This window comes from Leptolyngbya sp. BC1307, assembly GCF_002286735.1.
Taxonomy (GTDB): Bacteria; Cyanobacteriota; Cyanobacteriia; order Phormidesmidales; family Phormidesmidaceae; genus Phormidesmis.
Genome location: NZ_NRTA01000015.1, coordinates 22,521 through 42,962, shown reverse-complemented (window position 1 = coordinate 42,962; position 20,442 = coordinate 22,521). Strand labels below are relative to the sequence as shown.

The window sequence follows — 20,442 nt, the reverse complement described above, 5'->3', positions numbered from 1 at the left end:
CCAATTCACTCCCCCTTATCTTAAAAAGCAAGGAAACCCATGGCAGACTGGCAGGTAATTGAAGGAGGCGTAACTGCGCCTAAGGGCTTTCGCGCCGCTGGTATTGTCGCCGGACTAAAGCCATCCGGGGCTCCTGATGTCGCGCTGATCGTGTCAGACTGTGAGGCGATCGCTGCTGGAGTCTTCACTATGAGCCAGGTACGCGCCGCCTGCGTCGATTACTGCCAAGATCTATTAGAGGCCAAACCGGCGGCTCGCGCCATTCTCTGCAATGCCGGTCAAGCCAATGCCTGTACTGGCGAACAGGGCAAGCAAGACGCCTTAGCCAGCGCCGCCGCCGCCGCTGCCGCTCTGCAAATTTCTCCCGATCAAATATTGCTCGCCTCTACCGGTGTAATTGGTCAGCCCCTCAAGCTAGATATTCTAAAGGCTGGCATTCCAGATGCGGTAGCGGCTCTCTCACCCACCGGATCGGCGGCAGCAGCTAGAGCCATTGTCACCACCGATTTGATCACCAAGTCAATTGCGCTTGAAACTCAGATCGGCGATCGCCCCGTCCGCATTGGCGGCATTGCCAAAGGATCGGGCATGATTCACCCCAACATGGCAACGATGCTGAGCTTTGTCACCTGCGATGCAGCCGTCTCTTCACAGCTCTGGCAAGATATGGTGCGCCGCGCCACCGCAAAAAGCTTTAATCAAATCACTGTCGATGGCGATACCAGCACTAACGACTGTCTGCTCGCCCTGACTAACGGTGAGTCGCGCACCCCAGCGATTACCGCCCCTGGCCCCGAAGCTGACAAGCTAGAAGCCATGCTGACCGAGGTTTGTATCTATCTAGCCAAATCTATTACCCGGGATGGGGAGGGTGCCACTTGCCTGATTGAAGTAGCCGTGACGGGGGCGATGAGCGATCGCGCTGCCAGTCAAATTGCCCGCACCGTGGCTGGCTCCTCCCTGGTTAAATCCGCCATTTTTGGCCGCGATCCTAACTGGGGCCGCATTGCGGGCGCTGCCGGACGAGCGGGCATCCCCTTTGACCAGGCCGAACTCAACATCAGTCTAGGCGACTTTACGCTGATGACTGACGGAGCCCCTCAGCCTTTTGATCGAGCAGCTGCCAGTGCCTATCTCAAACAGCAAGCAGAGCGCAGTACTCAGGCCATGTCCCAGGTGCTGATTACCCGTCTAGATAAGAGCGCACCTCTGTCAGCCGAAGAGTCCCTCATGCACCAGACTCAGAGCATAGAAGCCCTTGCTCATCCAGTACAAATCGCTGTCAACGTGGGCGCTGGGCCTGGTAAAGGTCTAGCCTGGGGCTGCGATCTCAGCTATGACTACGTAAAAATAAACGCTGAATACACAACCTGACCAATTAGCCAAAAGCAGAGCGGCCATTAGGAGAGGCCATTACCCTTGCAATCTCGCGAAACTTTTGCAGGCAAAAAGTCGTCATTGTTACCTATATATATCGAAGAGTCAAAAGCTAATGCGTAAAGTCACCGCTGCCTTCGTCACTTCACTGGCTGCTATTTTCGCTGGGCTGACTGGCTGCGGTCAGAGCGATCGCGTTCCAGAGTGGAGTTTTGAAGCGCCTGCTGATGAGCCGGGTGAAAGCGCTTACGTTTCGGCCAGAGCAGAGGCAAGTTTACCCACTAGCGACGCGACAGAGCCAGATTTTGAGCAGACTGTAACATCAGAGACGGTTAGCAAACGCCCGGTTCTCCTCAACAATGTTGCCAGCGCCCGCACGCCTGCTCGCTACGCCCCCACCAGCTCACAGGTCTACCTGCCCGCTTCGCCACCTTTTGATCAGTCCCAGGTTAAGCAGACTGCTAATTCGGTCGCGTCGAACTCAATTCCGGCAACAGGAAGCCCAGTGCCAGCCTCGCCCCCACTAGTTGATTCATTGGCGGCTCGCACTGTACTGGCGGCATCAGCCCCCCCACCGTTGAGGGTCCCATCTCAGGCAGACACACAGACCGAGCGCAATACCGCCGCAGAGTCGCCAGCCCGCTCCGCCGATGGCCTACCGATGCTGCCCCCTAAAACAGCCGATGCAGTAATCGCTCAGCCCCCTCTCTCTACTGCTGCTCTAGAAGAATCAGCCGAGGCTTCTGCACCAGCGCTGATGACACCAAACCCTCTGCCAGTCGTAGCCCCAGCAAAGGTGACTCAGCCAGACCTTGATATGGAGACAAGTGAGACCGAAGAGGACTCAATTGGCACTGCTATTCTGCTCGACTTACAGCGGCTGTCAGGAACAGCAGCAGACCCTACTGGCACAACAGCTGGTCTAACGACTGCCGAAACCGTTACAGACCGGGCTCTAGCTGACCTAACCCGGTCTTTATCGCTTCAGGAGTCTGTGTTGCTTGCTGACCTTCAGGCTGCACTAAACCCTTCGCCAGCAGCCGTAAGCCTACAGACGCTGCAGCAGGGGTTGCCTGAGACAGTTCTGTTTGATGGCAATTTAGCTAAGCCAACGCCTAAAGCCAATCTGTACTATAGTGCTGGCTATCTGTACTCTCCTTTGGTAGCGGGGCTGAGAACATCTGCTGCCCCCCGCCCTGCTATATATTTTCCTGCTGTAGAGTCGGCATCTATAGCTAAGTAAAGCGGTATAAACCAGTTTTGACAGCTATAGCGTTGGATGATAAGCGCGGCTCATTTAATTAGCCTCAACTAGCTCGACGGTATTTTCGCGATCGCGAATCGTCACGTCATACCCACTCAAAAAATCGTTGCCCAGCAGGCCAATACTCACTGAGTCGCCAATACTGACTCGCGCATCAGCAAGCGTAATTGCGCCCAGCGATATTGAGCGCATTTGCCCTATTTCAAAGGTCACTGCCGATTCGCTGGCAGTTGCGGCAATCATGCTCTCGGTCGCCACAATGCCTAGATCATTAGCCATCTGGCGAGTAATTAGGGTACGGCTAGCGCCGGTATCTAGGATCATTTCGTAGGTTTTTACACCATTGAAGGTGACTCGCACAACGGGCGTGCCGTAGAGCCGACGAACAATGGGCACTCGCACTCGTTGAGCGCTAGGAGGCGCGCCAGTGACCGCAATGGCAACTTTTGGCCTGGTGGGAGCGATCGCCTCAGGCGGCAGCGGCGCTAGCGGCGCATAGACCGATGCCTGCAGGTTTGCTACCACCGCGTTGGCTTGCGCAGCGTTACGAGCATATTCTGCTATTTTTTGCTGGGCTACCTCATAATTTTCATCACCTGCGCCCACTTGCTTCATCTGATTAGCCGCCTGCTGCCATCGGCCAGCAATCAAGGTCCAATCATCCGGCGAAATCGCCGTCTGACTCAAGTGGTAGGCACTAGAGGCGAGGTTGATCCCCTCTCTGTAAGCCGGTGCGGGCGTAGCAGCCGAGGGAGATGGCGGCACAGCCACTGAGGTAGAAGCTACAGGCGAGAGGCTGCTGGACGGATCGGTCGATTCTTCTGCTATACGGGTCATCTTGGGAGCAGAAGCACAAGAACAGCATACCAATCCGACAAAACTAGGCAATAATATGAAGCGATAGGCGGATTGAGACGGGCCCATGATTGATGTTTCACCTGATCTATCTCTAAATTTCCCTGACTATTTTCTGTCTGACTCTCGTCTTAATACGGATCTTTTGGTCAGACTCTGATAGATCTTTAGTCAAACCTCTGACAGACTCAGTATTTTCAGCTTGGCGTTCACTTTTAGCTAACTTATGTTTAATCCCGCTGCTCAGCCTGCTTTGCTCATTTTAGAAGATGGTTCTATCTATCGAGGTTGGTCATTTGGAGCGGCGGGTACCACGATGGGTGAGGTTGTCTTCAATACAGGAATGACCGGCTACCAGGAAGTGCTGACAGACCCTAGTTACTGCGGTCAAATTGTCACGTTCACCTATCCAGAGCTGGGCAATACCGGCGTCAATCCTGAAGACGAAGAATCAGCTCGGCCCTTTGTACGCGGAGCGATCGCCAAAAATATCTGCGATCGCCCCAGCAGCTGGCGATCAACTCAATCGCTCAGCGATTATCTCAAAGCGCATTCTATCCCAGGCATCTACGGCATCGATACGCGCGCCCTCACCCGCCAATTGCGCAGCGCCGGGGCAATGAATGGCGCTATCTCCAGTGAAGTGCTTGACCCAGAAGAACTGCTGCGTCAGCTACAAACCCTCCCTTCGATGGAAGGGCTGAACTTAGTCAGAGAAGTCACCACTCAGGAGATCTATGAATGGCGCGAGGCCACAGGTCAGGGCTGGGCTTTCAGCGCTGAGAGCCAGCCTATAGCCGATCCCGGCAGTCCTGGCGTAGTCCTAGAGCCTCCCGCTACTAGCACTGAAGAGCGACCTTTAAAGGTCGTTGCCGTTGATTTTGGCATCAAGCGCAACATCTTAAGACGCCTGGCTAGCTATGGTTGTCATGTGACCGTCGTTCCCGCTGACACATCAGCAGAAGAGATATTGAGCTACCGGCCCGACGGTATATTTCTATCCAATGGCCCAGGCGATCCAGCCGCTGTCACCAATGCGCCTCAGCTCACCCGCGCGCTAGTCGAAAGTCAGCTACCCACCTTTGGCATCTGTATGGGTCATCAGATCTTGGGGCTATCTCTAGGCGCTGAAACCTTCAAGCTTAAGTTTGGCCATCGCGGACTCAACCAGCCCTGCGGTCTCACCGAGCAGATTGAAATTACCAGTCAAAATCATGGGTTTGCGCTCGATGCCGACTCTATTGACGAAACACAGGTCGAGATCACCCATCTCAATCTCAATGATCGGACGGTCGCAGGCATCCGCCACCGTCAGTTGCCCGTCTTCTCTGTGCAATATCACCCCGAAGCGAGTCCTGGCCCCCACGATGCTGACTACCTGTTTGCCAACTTTGTAAAGGCCATGCGCGAGCGGCAAGCATCCGCAAAAACGACGCAATGATTTATTTTGTCTGCAAGAGAATGCCCCAGTGGCGGGCATAATAGCCATGTCTTGAGAGGGATATACCGCAAGACTAAATTCTATCTTGCAGTCGATAGTATCTTGACCTATACTTAAGCGTCATATTGTCGTTCAACGCTAGGCACATCAGGAGGTCCTCCCATCGCTGAGTCGCTCACCCTAACAGTTAGTCTTAGAGGCACCCGCGAAGTTAGGGGAAAATGTCAAATTTTTCGCCTCACCGGGCTTTTAGATGCTTTTTCAGAGCCAACTTTTCTGAAGGTTATCAATAAGTACATTGAAGATGGCCCAGCTCATATCATCCTAGATTTGTCCACAATTGACTTTGTTGACAGTTCTGGCCTGGGCGCACTGGTTCGCTTGGTTAAAAAGGCCAAAGGCGAGAGCGGTAGCCTCCAAGTGGTCAGCAATCCTCGGGTGACGCAAACGGTTAAGCTGGTTCGATTAGAGCAGTTTTTATCTTTGCAGCCCAATGTAGATGCCGCCATCGAAAACTTGAAAAAGCTTTAGCGGTTTCTCTACATTAGAGATCCCTTTGCCTGAAGACTTTTTCATGGCCCTCTGCTGCTCTACTGCCGTAAGTATCGTCGTCAACGCTCAGGCACTCGCTTTTAGCGTTGGGGCTCAGCGGCCATGGGCAAGGCGGCTGTCTGCTGTTTCTGGCAAAATCCACTGTGGTACAGCTGCCGTCCAATCATTCATCAGCCAATGTTCCGCCGTCACCACCAGACAAAGAGTTAGCGGCTGATCCCGCTCAAGAGAGCGGGCAAGACAGTTTCACTCAGTTGATTAACACGCCGCTAGGGGATGAGCTTTCGGCTGCTCGGACAGGTTCGATTGCACCCATCTCTCTGGCTTACATAGGCGATGCCGTTTTTGAGCTGTATGTGCGATCGCGCCTCCTGATTCCCGCTAAGCGCATCCGCCACTACCACCAGCAGGTCGTCGCTGAGGTTAAAGCCGAACAGCAGGCAGAGTACGCAGATGTCCTTATCCCCTACTTAAGCGACGCAGAGAAAGAAATTTTGCGGCGCGGGCGAAATGCGACCTCTGGCCGCCATCGCCGAGTAGGAGCCAAAGAGTATCAAAAAGCCACTGGTTTTGAGGCTTTAGTCGGTTTTCTCTATCTCAACGATCAGCCTCGCCTGCTCAATTTGCTGAATCGGTTGGAAATATAGGCCCCTTTCTGACCTGGAGGTACTTAAGGTCTGCCAGTTTATCTCTGCAGCAGGTTATAGATCTCCCAACATTAGATGTTTTATTGTGACTTAAACGTCATACCCATCAGGTATCAGTCCGCCTACACTGGTTGTAAGAGTATTCAGCTCCAAAGGAATTGTCAGACCAGGAACTATCAGAGGAATTGCGCGTGAGCGGCCCAGAGCATCCATCCGATTTTTCAGCACCATCTTCGAAACCTTCTCGCCACCGAAAATCAGGCCCTAAACCTCGTACCAGCGCCAGTTCTAACGCTGGGTCAAAGCCAAGAATTAAATCAAAGTCTACTGGAAAGTCTACTGGCAGCAGCAGACCTAAGCAGTCGGACCGCCCGCAGCTAGCCAAAGGGAGAGTTCCCGCTAAGCCCGGTAAGTCGTTTGGCAAGCCCAGATCTGACCGCGCCTCTGGCGAAAATTTTAGAGACCGCCGTCGCGACGATATTGAAGATGGCGATACTGCCCTAGAAGATCTTAAACCAGACCTGATCTATGGCCGTCATTCAGTAGAAGCGGCGATCGCCGCTAAGCGATCGCTCAATCGCCTCTGGATTAATGCCAAGCTCCGCTACGATTCCCGCTTTCGCCCCTTGATTGTAGAAGCCAAGGCTAACGGGGCGGTGATTGATGAAGTTGACAGCCTGCGCCTGTCTCAGATGACACAGGGAGCCAGCCATCAAGGCATTGTGGCTCAGGTAGCAGCTTACGAATATGTCGAGCTAGAGATACTGGTGGAACAGGCCAAAGCAGCGGCTCGCCGCCCGGTGATTGTTGCCGCTGATGGCATTACCGATCCGCATAATTTAGGCGCGATTATTCGCTCAGCAGAGGCCATTGGCGCTCAGGGGATCGTGATCCCGCAGCGGCGAGCAGTGGGGGTCACCTCTACTGTTTCTAAAGTGGCCGCTGGCGCTTTGGAGAATATTCCTATTGCTAGAGTTGTGAATCTAGGGCGATCGTTAGAATACCTGAAAAAGAGTGAGTTCTGGATTTACGGCTTAGCTGCCGAAGCCGCGCAGCCGATTCACACCGCTGACTTTTCCGCCCCTGTTGTCTTGGTGGTAGGGGCTGAGGGAGCCGGTCTGAGCCTATCGGTACAAAATCTTTGTGATTCGCTGGTAGCGATTGAGCTACGGGGCAAAACGCCTAGCCTCAATGCATCTGTGGCGACTGGCATGGCTCTCTACGAGATCTATCGCCAAGCCTGGGTAAAAAAATTGCCGGCTTTAACGATTGCTAGTTCTTCAGGTAACGAAGTATAAAGATGCAAGTGCTGAATATGGTTTCTCTTCAAAATTGTTATGCTCAAACATTCATAGCTAGGCATTTGCTCTAAGATAAAGTTCTTGAACAATCTGTTTATCCAGGAAGTGTGGCTGCACGCCAAGCTGTATCACTGCTTCCCCAGCGGTTTGCCTAGCAGCCATCCAAATTTTCACCTCTTCCTTGTGCAGCTAAGGGCATAGCTAAAGTTTCTATAGAGGGGCTACAGGCTCCTCTGACAGTCAGATATAAAAGGTTTCCTCTAGCCATCCGCAGGTCATATTCGTTTGGCTAGCCGCATCCGTCCATCTGTAAAGACATCCCCTATTACTGTGATGAAAAACTTTTTTGGTAACTTGTTCGGTCTGTTCTCTACGCCTTGGTGGGTCAAAATCACTACGGCAGAACCCCATTGCATTTATTATTTCGGACCATTTGATAGCGAGACAGAAGCGATTCAAGCCCAGCCTGGCTATATTGAAGACCTGCAGCAGGAAGGGGCGCAGCAAATTCAAACTAGCCTGCAGCACAGCTCAGAACCCGACGAGCTGACTATCGAACTAGAGACAGCGATGCAGTCTTCAGTGATGATGCCCGTCTAAGAGACCAGGCTAAGTTCCAGATTGTACAGACCGGCAGACAAGCGGCTTCTTGATCAGGTAGTTGCGGTCTTCAGCTATCAGTTTTGAGCTGACTTAGTTACGTGACCCTCAATCAGTTGGTCGATTTGCGCGAAATCGGGTTGCCATCTGTACTGCTTCAGGTCTACTTTTCCTTTCTTAAACGCGATCCCTTCTGCTTCTAGCAATAGCTGTTGTAGATCGTCAGTACCGTCTCTTAGTGAAGAGCGGGAAACTTCTCCTTTGGCGTTGATGACTCTATGCCAGGGAATGTCGCTGTCGGCGGTTACCTGGTAAAGGGCATAGCCAACTACTCTGGGCTTACCCATCAGCCCTGCTAAGTCGGCTACCTGACCATAGGTAGCCACTTTCCCATAAGGAATCTGTTTGACCACTTGATAGATATTGGGATAGCAAGACATTGTTCTTGTAGGGCGCTGATTATGAAGCGTGATCGTGTGGCGCGGCTGAACGGCGCTTAGTCGGACTGCTTTTACTCAGCGTGATAAGTGGGATCGTTGATAGCAGCCATGCTGAAGCAGTGGGCGCAGCTTAGCACCATCAGCGATCGCGCCGCTACCGTCACCGTATGCTCCCGGCAGTAAATCTTTCCCTTTTCAACAAAACCACTGGGCTCTTTAGTATCTATCAAAGTCTGCCACTGCTGGTTCTCAATCGAAGTAGGCACACTAAACGGCAATGGCTCAGCCGAAGGATTGAAAAACAGTAAGAAGCTATCGTCAAAAATGCGCTGCCCCCGGCTGTCTACATTGGGGATCTCCGCCCCATTGACAAAAATGCTGATGGCTTTGGTAGCGTTATTATGCCATTCGTCATTGTCAATGGCACTCCCGTCGATATGAAACCAGCCAATATCGACCACGCCAGACCCGTGAATTTCACGGCCAAAAAACCAGTGATGGCGGCTAAAGACGGGGTGAGCCCGGCGAAAAGCAATGAGCTGGCGAGTAAAGGTCAGTAGCGCCTGGTCGTCGGGCTGAAGGTTCCACTGAAACCAGGACAGCTCACTATCCTGACAATAGGTGTTGTTATTGCCCTGAGTTGTGCGGCCCATCTCATCGCCGCCTAAGAGCATAGGTACCCCTTGAGAGAGCATCAGAGTAGTCAGCAAATTGCGACGCTGCTGGGCCCTCAGCGCCAAAATCTGGGGATCGTCACTCTGCCCTTCTGCGCCACAGTTCCAGGAGCGGTTGTAGCTCTCGCCATCGCGGTTGCCCTCGCCGTTGGCTTCGTTGTGCTTTTCGTTGTAGCTCACCAAGTCGTTGATGGTAAAGCCATCGTGAGCGGTAATGAAGTTGATACTGGCATGGGGCAGACGACCGTCATTTTGGTAGAGGTCAGAGCTGCCGGTGAAGCGAGACGCAAAGTCTCCCAAGCTATAGTGCTCACCTCGCCAAAAGTCGCGAATAGTATCTCGATATTTACCATTCCACTCAGACCATAGCAGCGGGAAATTGCCGACCTGATAGCCGCCCTCACCGAGATCCCAAGGTTCAGCGATGAGTTTGGTCGTCGATAGCACCGGATCTTGATGGATGATGTCGAAAAAGGCCGAAAGCCGGTCCACTTCGTACAGCTCGCGGGCCAGCGCCGAAGCCAGGTCAAACCGGAAGCCGTCTACGTGCATCTCCTGCACCCAATAGCGCAGACTATCCATAATCAGCTTGAGCACCTGAGGGTGACGCACATTGAGCGAATTGCCGCAGCCTGTGAAGTCCATATAATAGCGGGGCGCGGTTTCGACCAGGCGGTAGTAGGCGGCATTGTCTGTCCCTCTAAGGGAAAATGTCGGGCCAAGGTGATTGCCTTCGCCAGTGTGGTTATAGACCACATCTAGAATGACTTCAATGCCTGCCTGATGCAGCGCTTTCACCATTTCTTTGAACTCGCGCACCTGCTGACCGTGGCAGCCATCTGAGCTATAGCCAGCATGGGGCGAAAAATAACCTAGAGAATCGTACCCCCAATAGTTGTGCAGCCCGGTGGTCACCAAATGCCCTGGATGAACGTCATAGTGATGAACCGGCAGCAGCTCTACAGCCGTAATCCCCAGTTTTTTGAGATGGGCGATCGCCTCCGGATGCGCCATCCCTGCGTATGTACCCCGCAGTTCTACCGGAATCTTCGGCTGCTGCTGAGTAAAGCCGCGAACGTGAACCTCATAGATGATGGTTTGATCCCAGGGGATATCGGGATGAACGTCATCTTGCCAGTCAAAGCTAGGATCAATGACCACTGACTTAGGCATTGAGGCCGCGCTATCGGCAGTCGAAAAGGCTAGATCCCGTTCGCGATCGCCAAAGTGATCCATCGGAAAGCTGAATAGCTCCGGCCCGAAGCGAATATCACCCGTAATCGCTTTAGCGTACGGATCGATCAGCAGCTTGTTCGCGTTAAACCGATGACCTGCCTCCGGCTGATAAGGCCCTTCTACCCGGAAGCCATAGTGCTGACCTGGCCCGATGCCGGGTAAAAACCCATGCCAGACGTAGTTGGTTACCTGGGGTAAACGCACCTGGGTCTCGCCGCCAGTGGAATCAAACAGACATAGGATGACCCCAGTCGCGTTTTCAGAAAACAGCGCAAAATTAGTCCCCTCTCGCTCCCAGGTTGCGCCAAGTGGGTGCGATCGCCCTGGCCAAACTTCTACTGTCATAGACCCCAAAACCGTTCGTATCCTTAGTGCAACCGTACCAAAATTTGTAGTGAGCTGAAAGCCAGCCTCAGCGCAATTGACTATGGTGATGCCTATCACTAGCCGCTAACCGCCGCCGTCACACTGGTGTCAATCTATACCGAGTACCCTAATAGAATGTATTCCCGGGTGCATGATATGCCCAAAGCCAGCCGTCGTCCGCTCAAACCGAACCCTTTTATCTCACTGCGCGACCCTAAAACAGGCAAGTGGAGGGTGATCTTAAAGCGGTCTCGCCAGCAACGTCTGCGAAAAGCGCAATCCGAGCAACGGCTCGAATAGGGTGATCGTACCCTAAATATATTTCGTCAGATCCGAAAAGCTCGGCAGCAGCCTATCTACAGGCTAAAGAGAGGCTAAAGGGTCAGATCTCCTGTCACAATGGCAGCAGTCATCGTCTCTTACCATGCCCCAGCTATATCCCCCCATTCAACCCTATCGCCAAGGTACGCTATCGGTTTCAACCCTGCATACGCTGTACTACGAAGAAGCGGGCAACCCAGCCGGTAAGCCCGTTGTCTTCTTACACGGCGGCCCCGGTGGCGGCATCATTTCTCTCTATCGCCAGTTTTTTGACCCGGCCCGGTGGCGCATTATTTTGTTTGACCAGCGGGGCTGCGGGCGCAGCACACCCCACGCAGAGCTGACTGAAAACACAACATGGGATCTGGTTGCCGATATTGAACGGCTGCGATCGCATCTCTCTATTCCCCAATGGACCGTCTTTGGTGGCAGCTGGGGCAGCACCCTGGCTTTGGCCTACGCCCAAACCCATCCAGATCGCTGCTACGCGCTGATCCTGCGAGGCATTTTCATGCTGCGTGCCAAGGAAATTCGCTGGTTCTACCAGTCTGGCGCAAGCTACATCTTTCCGGATGCGTGGGAAGGCTATTTGGCCCCTATTCCCCCGGCTGAACGCGATGACCTGGTCGCGGCTTACTACAAGCGTCTGACCAGTGACGATGCTCAGATTCGTCAGAGCGCCGCCAGCGCCTGGTCGATTTGGGAAGCGAGCACCAGCAAATTAATCCCCGATACTGACCTGATTGAGCGCTTTGGCAGAGATCGCTTTGCCGAAGCCTTCGCTCGGATTGAATGTCACTACTTTGTTAACGGCGGCTTTTTCACAGAAGCAGATCAGCTGCTCAAAAACATAGACCGCATCCGTCAAATTCCAGCCGTCATCGTGCAAGGGCGATATGACGTGGTTTGTCCGATGGCCTCAGCCTGGGAACTGCACCGCGCTTGGCCCGAAGCTGAATTAACAATAGTCGCTGCAGCAGGTCACTCAGCTACCGAGCCCGAAATCACCAGTGCCCTTCTAGCCGCTACTGATCGATTCGCAGACCTCTAGCTTTGCTGAAAGCTGCCTTTCTAAAGCTGTGCTTATAAAGCTGTGTTTCTAAAGCGGTGACCCTAGCGCTGCCAGAAGCGACGCTTATTCTCACAGGGAACCGGCAAGCTCAGGGCCGCGTGAAATTCTTGCTGCACCTTTCTGGTCAGTCGTTTAGAGACCTGGCGAACAATTTGGTTGAGCAGCTTATCACCTGAGGCTTTGACCAGGTTATCGGGCAGGACCTGAACAAATCGCGGCAGTTCTACCCAGGTAGAGAGGTTTAGCTCCCATTCGATATGAGTGGTCTTATCGATCTGTAGATCCGGCGGTAAATCCTCAAGGTCTTCTGCAGCGCTTTCGCACAGCGACATCGAAGCGCGAAAGTCGACATCGTAGCCGACCGGATCGTAGCCAGGGACAGGAATGGTCTCGATGCGATAGACGCCTTCATCTTGAGGCAGCAGGTGCAAACCGATCTTGGGCTCTACCTCGTGGTTCAAACTCTTAAACTTGCCCACCGTTAGACCATAGCCATTGTTTCCAATAGACTCTACGGTCATTGGCTTAGCGCAGCGATGAAACCACTCCTGGTGAGCATCTAGATACTTGGCAACGCTCGCCGCATCCGCATACATCTCCATGTGGCCGATATAGTTGCCTTGAAAGTGCAATGTCTCTTTCGAAGAAAATTCTGCGTGTGAAGTTTTTTGACCTTCAATCAGACTAGCACCCGCCTTAAGAAATTGGGAGCCTAGCGGGGAGGAAGATGGGCTAGAAGGAATTTGCATAAGGGCAAGTCAGAAGATGGTTTCAGTCTATTTTTGGGACGGGTCAACAAACTGTAGCTCAGGCCACGCTCAACCTGTCTGTTCACGCTTGAGCTAGATCGCCAGTCTTTCTAGCTAGGAATAAAGCCTAGTGATAGAAACGTTATGGCATACAGAAGCTTTAATTTTGTCCGTACAAAGCAGACTTGACAGGCACAAAATATACCTCAGACTCACAATATCTATTGCCGAGCGATCGCGACATTCGCTGATTTACGGATATGCCCAAACAGATGCCTGGCGGACATACTTAAAGGATACGCACAGAGAAGGGGCTCATCACGACAAGGAACCCTCTATACTGCCCTCAGCTTTGCAGCAAAGGATAAATAGCACATGAGAGCATTGGTCGCAGGAGCAACCGGTAAGACGGGTCAAAAAATTGTCAGGCAGCTAATTGAACAGGGCATTACAGTCAGGGCGCTAGTTCGGGATCCGGCTAAGGCCGCTGCCGAGCTACCGGCGGATATAGAGACTGTTGTGGGCGACGTGCTAGAGCCGGGTAGCCTCGGCGGTGCGTTGACGGATGTTCAGTTTTTGATCAGCGCGACAGGTGCTGCGCCTAGCCTGGATCCGACTGGGCCTTATAAAGTTGACTACGAAGGCACTAAGAACCTGATTGATGCGGCCAAGATTGCTGATATCGATCAGTTTGTCATGGTTTCTTCGCTGTGTGTCTCTAAGATCTTTCACCCGCTCAATCTGTTTTGGGGCGTGCTCTATTGGAAACAGCAGGCCGAAGACTACCTGAAGAACAGCGGCATTCCTTACACCATTGTCCGTCCGGGCGGCCTGAGAGAGGAAGATAATGACCAGGCCATTGTCATGTCGTCAGCAGATACGCTGTTTGAAGGGAACATTCCCCGGCAGAAGGTAGCGCAGGTCTGCGTGGAGGCTTTAAGTCAGCCCGCCGCCAAAAATAAAGTGGTAGAAATTGTCACAAGCGAGAGCGCAGCCTCACAGCCGCTGGCCACCCTATTTGCCAACGTCGGCTAGAGAATGGGTCGATTTTCTGCCTAGAAGAACCAGCCGTAGCTGTGAAGCCCTTTACCCAAAAGATTGACGCCCAGATAGCAAATCCAGACCACGACAAATCCTGAGGCGGCTAAGATAGCGGGTCTTCTCCCCTGCCATCCTTTGGTAATACGAGCATGCAGATAGGCGGCGAACACTAGCCAGGTAATCAGTGCCCAGGTTTCTTTAGGATCCCAACTCCAGTAAGATCCCCAGGCTTCGTTGGCCCAAACCGCGCCTGCAATGATGCCGATAGTCAATAGTGGAAAACCTAAGCCAATCATGCGATAGCTAATATTGTCTAACGTGTCGGCCAGGGTCAACCGCTGGGGAGAGAGGGCGGTCGTCACAGCAGGCTGAGTTCTTTCGAGCACGGCGGTACCGCCACTAGAGAGGCTCAACGGCTCGGTAGATAGCCCTTTCTCTACCAAAACAGAATCGGCTCGCTTTAAGGCGTACTTTCTATCCCGAAAGCCGCCTGTTCCAATAGAGCTACCTTTTAGTTCGACAGACTGCCCTCGGGTGATGATCAGGAAGGCGATCGCAATCAGCGCCCCCACCATCAGCGCCGAATAGCTGAGCAGCATCACACTTACATGCATCATCAGCCAGTTAGATTTGAGCGCGGGCACTAGCGGCTCAGAAACCTGCATCGTGGCGGGCAAGGTCAGGGCGGCGAAGGCAGTGATGCCCATGGCCACCGGAGAAGTCACCGCTCCCACCCAGCGGCTGCCGCTCATACGCTCAGCGACAAAGTGCATCGCGGTAATGCCCCAGGCAATAAAAAATAGAGACTCGTACAGATTACTGAGCGGAAAGTAGCCGCCTTCTATCCAACGGGCGGTGAGCAAAGCCGCTAGACAGAGGTTGCCAATTGCCATGCCAGCTCCGCCAATTACCGGCAGCAGCTTGACTTCTGAGAATGTCAGACCGCCCCAGTAGGCCAGCATAGTGACAAACAGAACGGCAAAAGCAGTGTTATCTAACCAGCTTTCTAGATTTGCAAGATTCAGATTGGCGATATCCATAAGCGGCAATTATTTCAGTCTTTCTTAATCTCAGGCACTGATCCCTTTCTATATCTTACCGATAGGAGATGCGAAGGGTGATAGAACTGAATGAATGTTAATTTCCCCCTGACCGATCAGTGGCCGTAGCTTAGACAACGGCTGCTAAGTCGGATTGCACCTATAAGTACAGATATACATAAGTACAGATATACAAATTCACAGAAACCCATCACTGAGAGAATCATCATGGACGAGGCGGCACTCTGGCAGCGCTATCAAGACTGGCTCTACTACCACGAGGGACTGGGCATCTATGTCGATGTCAGTCGGATGAGCTTTGACGAGGCGTTTGTCGAACAGCTCACCCCCCGGTTTGAGCATGCGTTTGAGGCGATGGCGGAATTGGAAGGGGGGGCGATCGCCAACCCTGACGAAAACCGTATGGTCGGCCACTACTGGCTGCGCAACCCTGATCTGGCTCCTTCTGAAGCGCTCAAAAAAGACATCACCGAAACGCTCAGTGCCGTCAAAGAATTTGCCCAAAAAGTACGGACTGGAGAAATTACACCACCGGGAGAAAGCCGCTTTACCGACATTCTCTCGGTGGGCATTGGCGGCTCAGCGCTTGGGCCTCAGTTTGTCTCTAAAGCGCTAACCGATGCTCAACCAGACATTGACATTCACTTTATTGACAACACCGATCCGGTGGGGATCGATCACACTTTTGCTGAGATTGGCGATCGCCTCAAAAGCACTCTCGTCCTGATCATCTCTAAATCTGGCGGCACCCCCGAAACCCGTAACGGCATGGTTGAGAGTAAAGCAGCCTTTGAAAAAGCTGGGCTCGATTTTGCGAAGCAGGCAGTGGCCGTCACGGGTGAAGGCAGCAAGCTAGATAAAATCGCGTCTTCAGAAGGCTGGCTGGCAAGCTTCCCAATGCATGACTGGGTCGGGGGACGCACTTCTGAGCTATCGGCAGTGGGCCTGCTGCCCGCCGCACTACAGGGCATCGATATCCAGGCCATGCTAGACGGCGCTAAAGAAATGGATGACGCCACCCGCATGGCTGACCTGCAGACAAATCCGGCGGCGCTCTTAGCCCTTTCTTGGTACTTTGCGGGTAAAGGCAAAGGCGAAAAAGACATGGTTGTTTTGCCTTACAAAGACAGTCTTTTACTCTTTAGTCGCTACTTGCAGCAGCTGGTGATGGAGTCACTCGGCAAGGAAACTGATCTGGAGGGCAATACGGTTTATCAGGGCATTGCTGTCTATGGCAATAAAGGCTCTACTGACCAGCACGCTTACGTTCAGCAGCTGAGAGAGGGCGTGCCCAACTTCTTTGCCACGCTGATCGAGGTGCTGCAAGACCGTGAGGGGACTTCAGTCGAGGTAGAGCCTGATGTAACCTCAGGCGACTATCTTTCTGGACTGCTGCAAGGCACCCGCCGGGCGCTTTATGAAAATCACCGGGACTCCATTACGATCACCGTTCCTGAGGTGACCCCTCGCATGGTAGGTGCGCTAATTGCCCTCTATGAGCGAGCTGTCGGTCTCTATGCCTTTTTGGTCAATATCAACGCCTACCATCAGCCGGGGGTAGAAGCCGGCAAAAAAGCGGCGGCTGACGTGCTCGACCTGCAAAATCAGGTCAAAGACTTACTGAGCAGCGCCGAAGCGCCCCTGTCTCTAGCTGAAATTGCCGACAAGATTGGCGATTCAGGCAAAGCTGAAAATATCTACAAAATTGTGCGTCATCTTGACGCTAACGGTCGCATGGTCAAGATTCAGGGCGATCCCAGTCAACCAGCGTCGTTGAAGGTTTCGGCTCGCTAGGCGGGAAGTGCGGATTGCCCATTCAAAAAGGGCGATGCCTTTTAGAGGGGATGACTTTACAATGGATGCCTATTGTTTTGGGCCGTTTCGCGCTTTAAAAAACTTTCATGGCGTTTTCTTCGATTACTCGTGCGATCGCACGCACAGCCCTGGGCAAAGAACTGGTCACCAAGCTAGCGCAGCAGCAGGTTTTGCAGCTCAGCGGCGTACCGAGATTGCCGAAGGGACTGGTCGCCTCCGCTTTAGCACAGTCTCAGCAGCGGCCTTTGCTGGCGATCGCTGCCACGCTAGAAGAAGCCGGTCGCTGGGCCGCTCAGCTAGAGGCAATGGGCTGGGCGACGGTGGCGTTTTACCCCACTTCCGAATCCTCCCCATACGATGCCTTTAATCCCGAGTCAGAGCTGATTTGGGGACAGCTTCAGGTTTTATCTGACCTGATTAACGGCAAGGCTCAGGCTGACCATTTGCCGCCGGGATCTAAGCATTTGGGGGCGATGGCCATTGTCGCCACTGAACGGGCGCTGCAGCCGCACCTGCCGCCGGTAGAGATCTTTCGCCCCTACTGCCTGGAAATTAATCAGGGCATGGATCTGAATCTAAAGGAGTTGGCCCTGAGCCTGGCTAAGCTGGGCTATGAGAAGGTAGCTACGGTGGAAACCGAGGGGCAATGGAGTCAACGCGGCGACATTGTGGACGTTTTTCCGGTGGCGGCAGAGCTGCCGGTCAGACTGGAGCTATTTGGCGATGAGCTAGAGCGCCTGAGAGAATTTGATCCGGCCAATCAGCGATCGCTCGACCGCATCGACACCCTACTGCTCACGACCACTGACTACAGCCCGATTATTTCAGAAATCCTGGCAAAGAAAGGACTATTAGAAGATCTGCTGCCTGTCGAAGATCAAGAAAGCTTTGATACCAACGCCCAAGTAGAAGGCATCCGGCGGTTTATGGGCCTAGCCTTTGACCAGCCTGCTTCGCTGCTTGACTATCTGCCCGAAAATACGCTAATTGCCCTCGATGAGCCCGAGCAGTGCCAGGCTCACGCCGACCGCTGGCTAGAAACCGTCGAAGATCGCTGGGCAGAAACCCAAGCTGCGCTCAGAGCGAGTGACGATATCAAGCTGCCTGCTGCCGGACTGCCCAAAATTCATAGGCCGTTTGCCGCCGCCCTCGAAGAACTCAGCCTGTTTCAGCGGGTGGAACTCTCAGAAATTGCCGAAGAGGGCGTTGGCCTCAACCTGGCGAGCCGACCGATCCCGACGATTCCTCATCAGTTTGGCAAGCTGGCTAATTTGCTGCGGGCAGAGCGCGATCGCAAATTTTCCCCCTGGCTAATCTCTGCCCAGCCCTCCCGCTCGGTTGCTCTGCTGCAAGAGCACGACTGCCCCGCCCAGTTCATTCCCAACCCCAAAGACTATCCTGCGATTGACAAGCTTCAGAATCAGCGGGTTCCGGTAGCGGTGAAATATTCGGGCCTGGCCGAACTCGAAGGCTTCATCCTACCGACCTTCCGCATCGTCGTGGTTACAGACCGCGAATTTTTTGGTCAGCACACGTTAGCCACACCCAGCTACGTTCGCAAACGCCGCCGCGCCGCCTCTAAGCAGGTCGATCCTAATAAGCTACGGCCCAAAGACTACGTCGTTCATCGCAATCACGGCATCGGGCAGTTTCTCCGGCTCGACAGCCTGACGGTCGATAACGAGACCCGCGAATATTTGGTGATTCAATACGCCGACGGTTTGCTAAGGGTGGCGGTCGATCAGATGGCGGCGCTCTCTCGCTATCGCACGGCGGTAGACCAGCGGCCTCAGCTCAACAAAATGACGGGCAAAACCTGGGAGAAGACCAAAGGCAAAGCTCGCAAAGCCATTCAAAAAGTGGCGGTCGATCTGCTCAAGCTCTACGCCAAGCGCGCCCAGATGCAGGGCTTTACCTATCCAGAAGATATGCCCTGGCAACAGGAACTAGAAGACTCTTTTCCCTATAACCCGACGCCGGATCAGCTCAAGGCCACGCAGGACGTGAAGCGAGATATGGAGAGCGATCGCCCAATGGATCGCCTGGTCTGCGGCGATGTCGGCTTTGGCAAAACTGAAGTGGCCCTGCGCGCCATTTTTAAAGCAGTCATCGCCGGAAAGCAGGTCGCACTGCTCGCGCCCACCACCATCCTGACTCAGCAGCACTATCACACGCTTAAAGAACGCTTTGCCCCCTACCCAATTCAGATCGGACTGCTCAACCGCTTTCGCAGCGCCAGCGAACGCAAAGACATTTTGCTGCGGCTGATCTCCGGCGAACTCGATGTCGTCGTAGGTACGCATCAGCTCTTAGGTAAAACCGTTAAGTTCAAAGACTTGGGGCTGCTCGTGGTAGATGAAGAGCAGCGCTTTGGCGTCAACCAAAAAGAAAAAATCAAAGCAATGAAAGCGCAGGTAGACGTGCTCACGCTCAGCGCCACGCCCATTCCTCGAACCTTATACATGGCTCTTTCTGGCGTTCGCGAGATGAGCCTGATCACGACACCGCCGCCGTCTCGCCGCCCAATCAAAACTCACCTCTCGCCCTATGACCCTGAAAAAGTGCGAGCAGCCATCCGCCAGGAGCTAGACCGGGGCGGGCAAATTTTTTACGTGGTGCCTCGGGTTGACGGCATTGAAGAAGTAGCCGGGCGCATTCGGGAAGCGGTGCCGGGGATCAGGCTGGCGATCGCCCATGGCCAAATGCCCGAAGGCGAACTCGAAGCTACCATGCTGACGTTTAGCAGCGGCAACGCCGACCTGATGGTCTGCACTACCATTATTGAATCGGGGTTGGATATTCCTAGAGTCAACACCATCATTATTGAAGATGCTCACCGCTTTGGTCTTTCGCAGCTCTATCAGCTGCGCGGGCGAGTTGGCAGGTCGGGCATTCAGGCCCATGCCTGGCTGCTTTTCCCCAAGCAAAACCAGCTTTCGGACAAAGCCCGCAAACGACTGCGGGCCATCCAAGAATTTACCCAGCTGGGATCGGGCTATCAGCTAGCGATGCGAGATATGGAGATTCGCGGTATTGGCAATCTGCTCGGCGCGCAGCAGTCTGGCCAAATGGAAACCATTGGCTTTGATCTCTATATGGACATGCTGGAAGAATCAATTGCCGAAATTCGCGGGCAGGAGATTCCTCAAGTGGATGAAACGCAGGTAGACCTCAAAGTGACCGCCTTCATCCCGGCTGAATATATCGTTGATCTCGACCAAAAAATGAGTACCTATCGCGACCTGGTTGCCGCTGAAACGAAGCGATCGCTGATGGAAGTCGTCGCCGATCTCAACGACCGCTACGGCTCTTTGCCCCCGGCGGTCGGGCAGCTCGTTAAGGTGCTAGAACTCAAGCAAATTGCCAAGCCACTGGGCTTTTCCCGGATCAAACCAGAAGGCGCACAGCACGTCATCATGGAAACGCCCATGGAAAAACCGGCCTGGACTCTGCTGCAAGAGAAGCTGCCTGATCATTTGCGATCGCGCTTCGTCTACGCCCCTGGCAAAGTCACCGTCCGAGGATTAGGCGTGCTTAAGCCAGACAAACAGGTCGAAAATCTGATCGACTGGCTCGGACAGATGCAAAGTGCCCTAAAAGAGCCAGCGCTCTCAGGCAGTGTTCTCTGAT

Annotated in this window: 16 protein-coding genes; 11 read left to right on the top strand and 5 right to left on the bottom strand. The window is 53.5% G+C overall.

The annotated features are described in order from the left end of the window. Window positions 1-39 precede the first annotated feature (39 nt). Together argJ and CKL79_RS10675 are read left to right on the top strand one after the other, a co-directional pair. Window positions 40-1,374 (top strand): bifunctional ornithine acetyltransferase/N-acetylglutamate synthase, encoded by a 1,335-nt coding sequence (gene argJ / locus CKL79_RS10680; RefSeq protein WP_121969571.1) that lies wholly within the window; start codon window positions 40-42, stop codon window positions 1,372-1,374. Between the two features lie 118 nt (window positions 1,375-1,492). After that, on the top strand, window positions 1,493-2,620 hold the full coding sequence (locus CKL79_RS10675) for a hypothetical protein (RefSeq protein ID WP_121969570.1): 1,128 nt from the start codon (window positions 1,493-1,495) through the stop codon (window positions 2,618-2,620). A gap of 54 nt (window positions 2,621-2,674) precedes the next feature. On the opposite strand, the gene CKL79_RS10670 is transcribed toward CKL79_RS10675, so the two are convergent. Further along, window positions 2,675-3,478 carry a retropepsin-like aspartic protease gene (locus CKL79_RS10670; RefSeq protein WP_170944030.1) on the bottom strand — a complete coding sequence of 268 codons (804 nt, stop codon included), beginning with the start codon at window positions 3,476-3,478 and terminating at the stop codon, window positions 2,675-2,677. 244 nt (window positions 3,479-3,722) lie between these two features. Here CKL79_RS10670 and carA point away from each other — a divergent pair, with 244 nt between their 5' ends. The 5 genes from carA (at window position 3,723) to CKL79_RS10645 (ending at window position 8,037) form a co-directional block, all read left to right on the top strand. Beyond that, a complete protein-coding gene (carA, locus tag CKL79_RS10665; protein WP_121969568.1) occupies window positions 3,723-4,937 on the top strand; it encodes a glutamine-hydrolyzing carbamoyl-phosphate synthase small subunit in 1,215 nt (404 codons plus the stop codon). A gap of 162 nt (window positions 4,938-5,099) precedes the next feature. Then, a complete protein-coding gene (locus tag CKL79_RS10660; RefSeq protein WP_121969567.1) occupies window positions 5,100-5,468 on the top strand; it encodes an STAS domain-containing protein in 369 nt (122 codons plus the stop codon). Window positions 5,469-5,632: 164 nt separating this feature from the next. Further along, window positions 5,633-6,136 (top strand): ribonuclease III domain-containing protein, encoded by a 504-nt coding sequence (locus CKL79_RS10655; protein ID WP_240518795.1) that lies wholly within the window; start codon window positions 5,633-5,635, stop codon window positions 6,134-6,136. Between the two features lie 191 nt (window positions 6,137-6,327). Further along, entirely contained in the window at window positions 6,328-7,434 is a 1,107-nt protein-coding gene (gene rlmB, locus CKL79_RS10650; RefSeq protein WP_240518794.1) for a 23S rRNA (guanosine(2251)-2'-O)-methyltransferase RlmB, read from the top strand. A gap of 336 nt (window positions 7,435-7,770) precedes the next feature. Continuing rightward, window positions 7,771-8,037 carry a DUF1816 domain-containing protein gene (locus tag CKL79_RS10645; protein WP_121969566.1) on the top strand — a complete coding sequence of 89 codons (267 nt, stop codon included), beginning with the start codon at window positions 7,771-7,773 and terminating at the stop codon, window positions 8,035-8,037. A 77-nt stretch (window positions 8,038-8,114) separates the two neighbouring features. Here the strand turns inward: CKL79_RS10645 and CKL79_RS10640 are convergent, their stop codons facing one another. Further along, on the bottom strand, window positions 8,115-8,477 hold the full coding sequence (locus tag CKL79_RS10640) for an MGMT family protein (RefSeq protein ID WP_121969565.1): 363 nt from the start codon (window positions 8,475-8,477) through the stop codon (window positions 8,115-8,117). A gap of 71 nt (window positions 8,478-8,548) precedes the next feature. After that, on the bottom strand, window positions 8,549-10,732 hold the full coding sequence (gene glgX, locus CKL79_RS10635) for a glycogen debranching protein GlgX (RefSeq protein ID WP_121969564.1): 2,184 nt from the start codon (window positions 10,730-10,732) through the stop codon (window positions 8,549-8,551). 445 nt (window positions 10,733-11,177) lie between these two features. Here glgX and pip point away from each other — a divergent pair, with 445 nt between their 5' ends. Further along, on the top strand, window positions 11,178-12,125 hold the full coding sequence (pip, locus tag CKL79_RS10630) for a prolyl aminopeptidase (protein ID WP_121969563.1): 948 nt from the start codon (window positions 11,178-11,180) through the stop codon (window positions 12,123-12,125). Between the two features lie 62 nt (window positions 12,126-12,187). Here the strand turns inward: pip and CKL79_RS10625 are convergent, their stop codons facing one another. Next, entirely contained in the window at window positions 12,188-12,895 is a 708-nt protein-coding gene (locus CKL79_RS10625) for a DUF1997 domain-containing protein (RefSeq protein ID WP_121969562.1), read from the bottom strand. Window positions 12,896-13,270: 375 nt separating this feature from the next. On the opposite strand from CKL79_RS10625, the gene CKL79_RS10620 reads away from it, so the two are divergent. After that, window positions 13,271-13,930: an SDR family oxidoreductase gene (locus CKL79_RS10620; RefSeq protein ID WP_121969561.1), complete on the top strand. Its 660-nt coding sequence runs from the start codon at window positions 13,271-13,273 to the stop codon at window positions 13,928-13,930. Between the two features lie 20 nt (window positions 13,931-13,950). Here CKL79_RS10620 and ccsB read toward each other — a convergent pair whose 3' ends face one another. Next, window positions 13,951-14,961, bottom strand: coding sequence for a c-type cytochrome biogenesis protein CcsB (gene ccsB, locus CKL79_RS10615; protein WP_121969614.1), 1,011 nt, complete (start codon window positions 14,959-14,961; stop codon window positions 13,951-13,953). 243 nt (window positions 14,962-15,204) lie between these two features. On the opposite strand from ccsB, the gene CKL79_RS10610 reads away from it, so the two are divergent. Together CKL79_RS10610 and mfd are read left to right on the top strand one after the other, a co-directional pair. Beyond that, window positions 15,205-16,791 carry a glucose-6-phosphate isomerase gene (locus CKL79_RS10610; protein WP_121969560.1) on the top strand — a complete coding sequence of 529 codons (1,587 nt, stop codon included), beginning with the start codon at window positions 15,205-15,207 and terminating at the stop codon, window positions 16,789-16,791. Between the two features lie 107 nt (window positions 16,792-16,898). Further along, window positions 16,899-20,441: a transcription-repair coupling factor gene (mfd, locus tag CKL79_RS10605; RefSeq protein ID WP_121969559.1), complete on the top strand. Its 3,543-nt coding sequence runs from the start codon at window positions 16,899-16,901 to the stop codon at window positions 20,439-20,441. Window position 20,442: the final 1 nt, after the last annotated feature.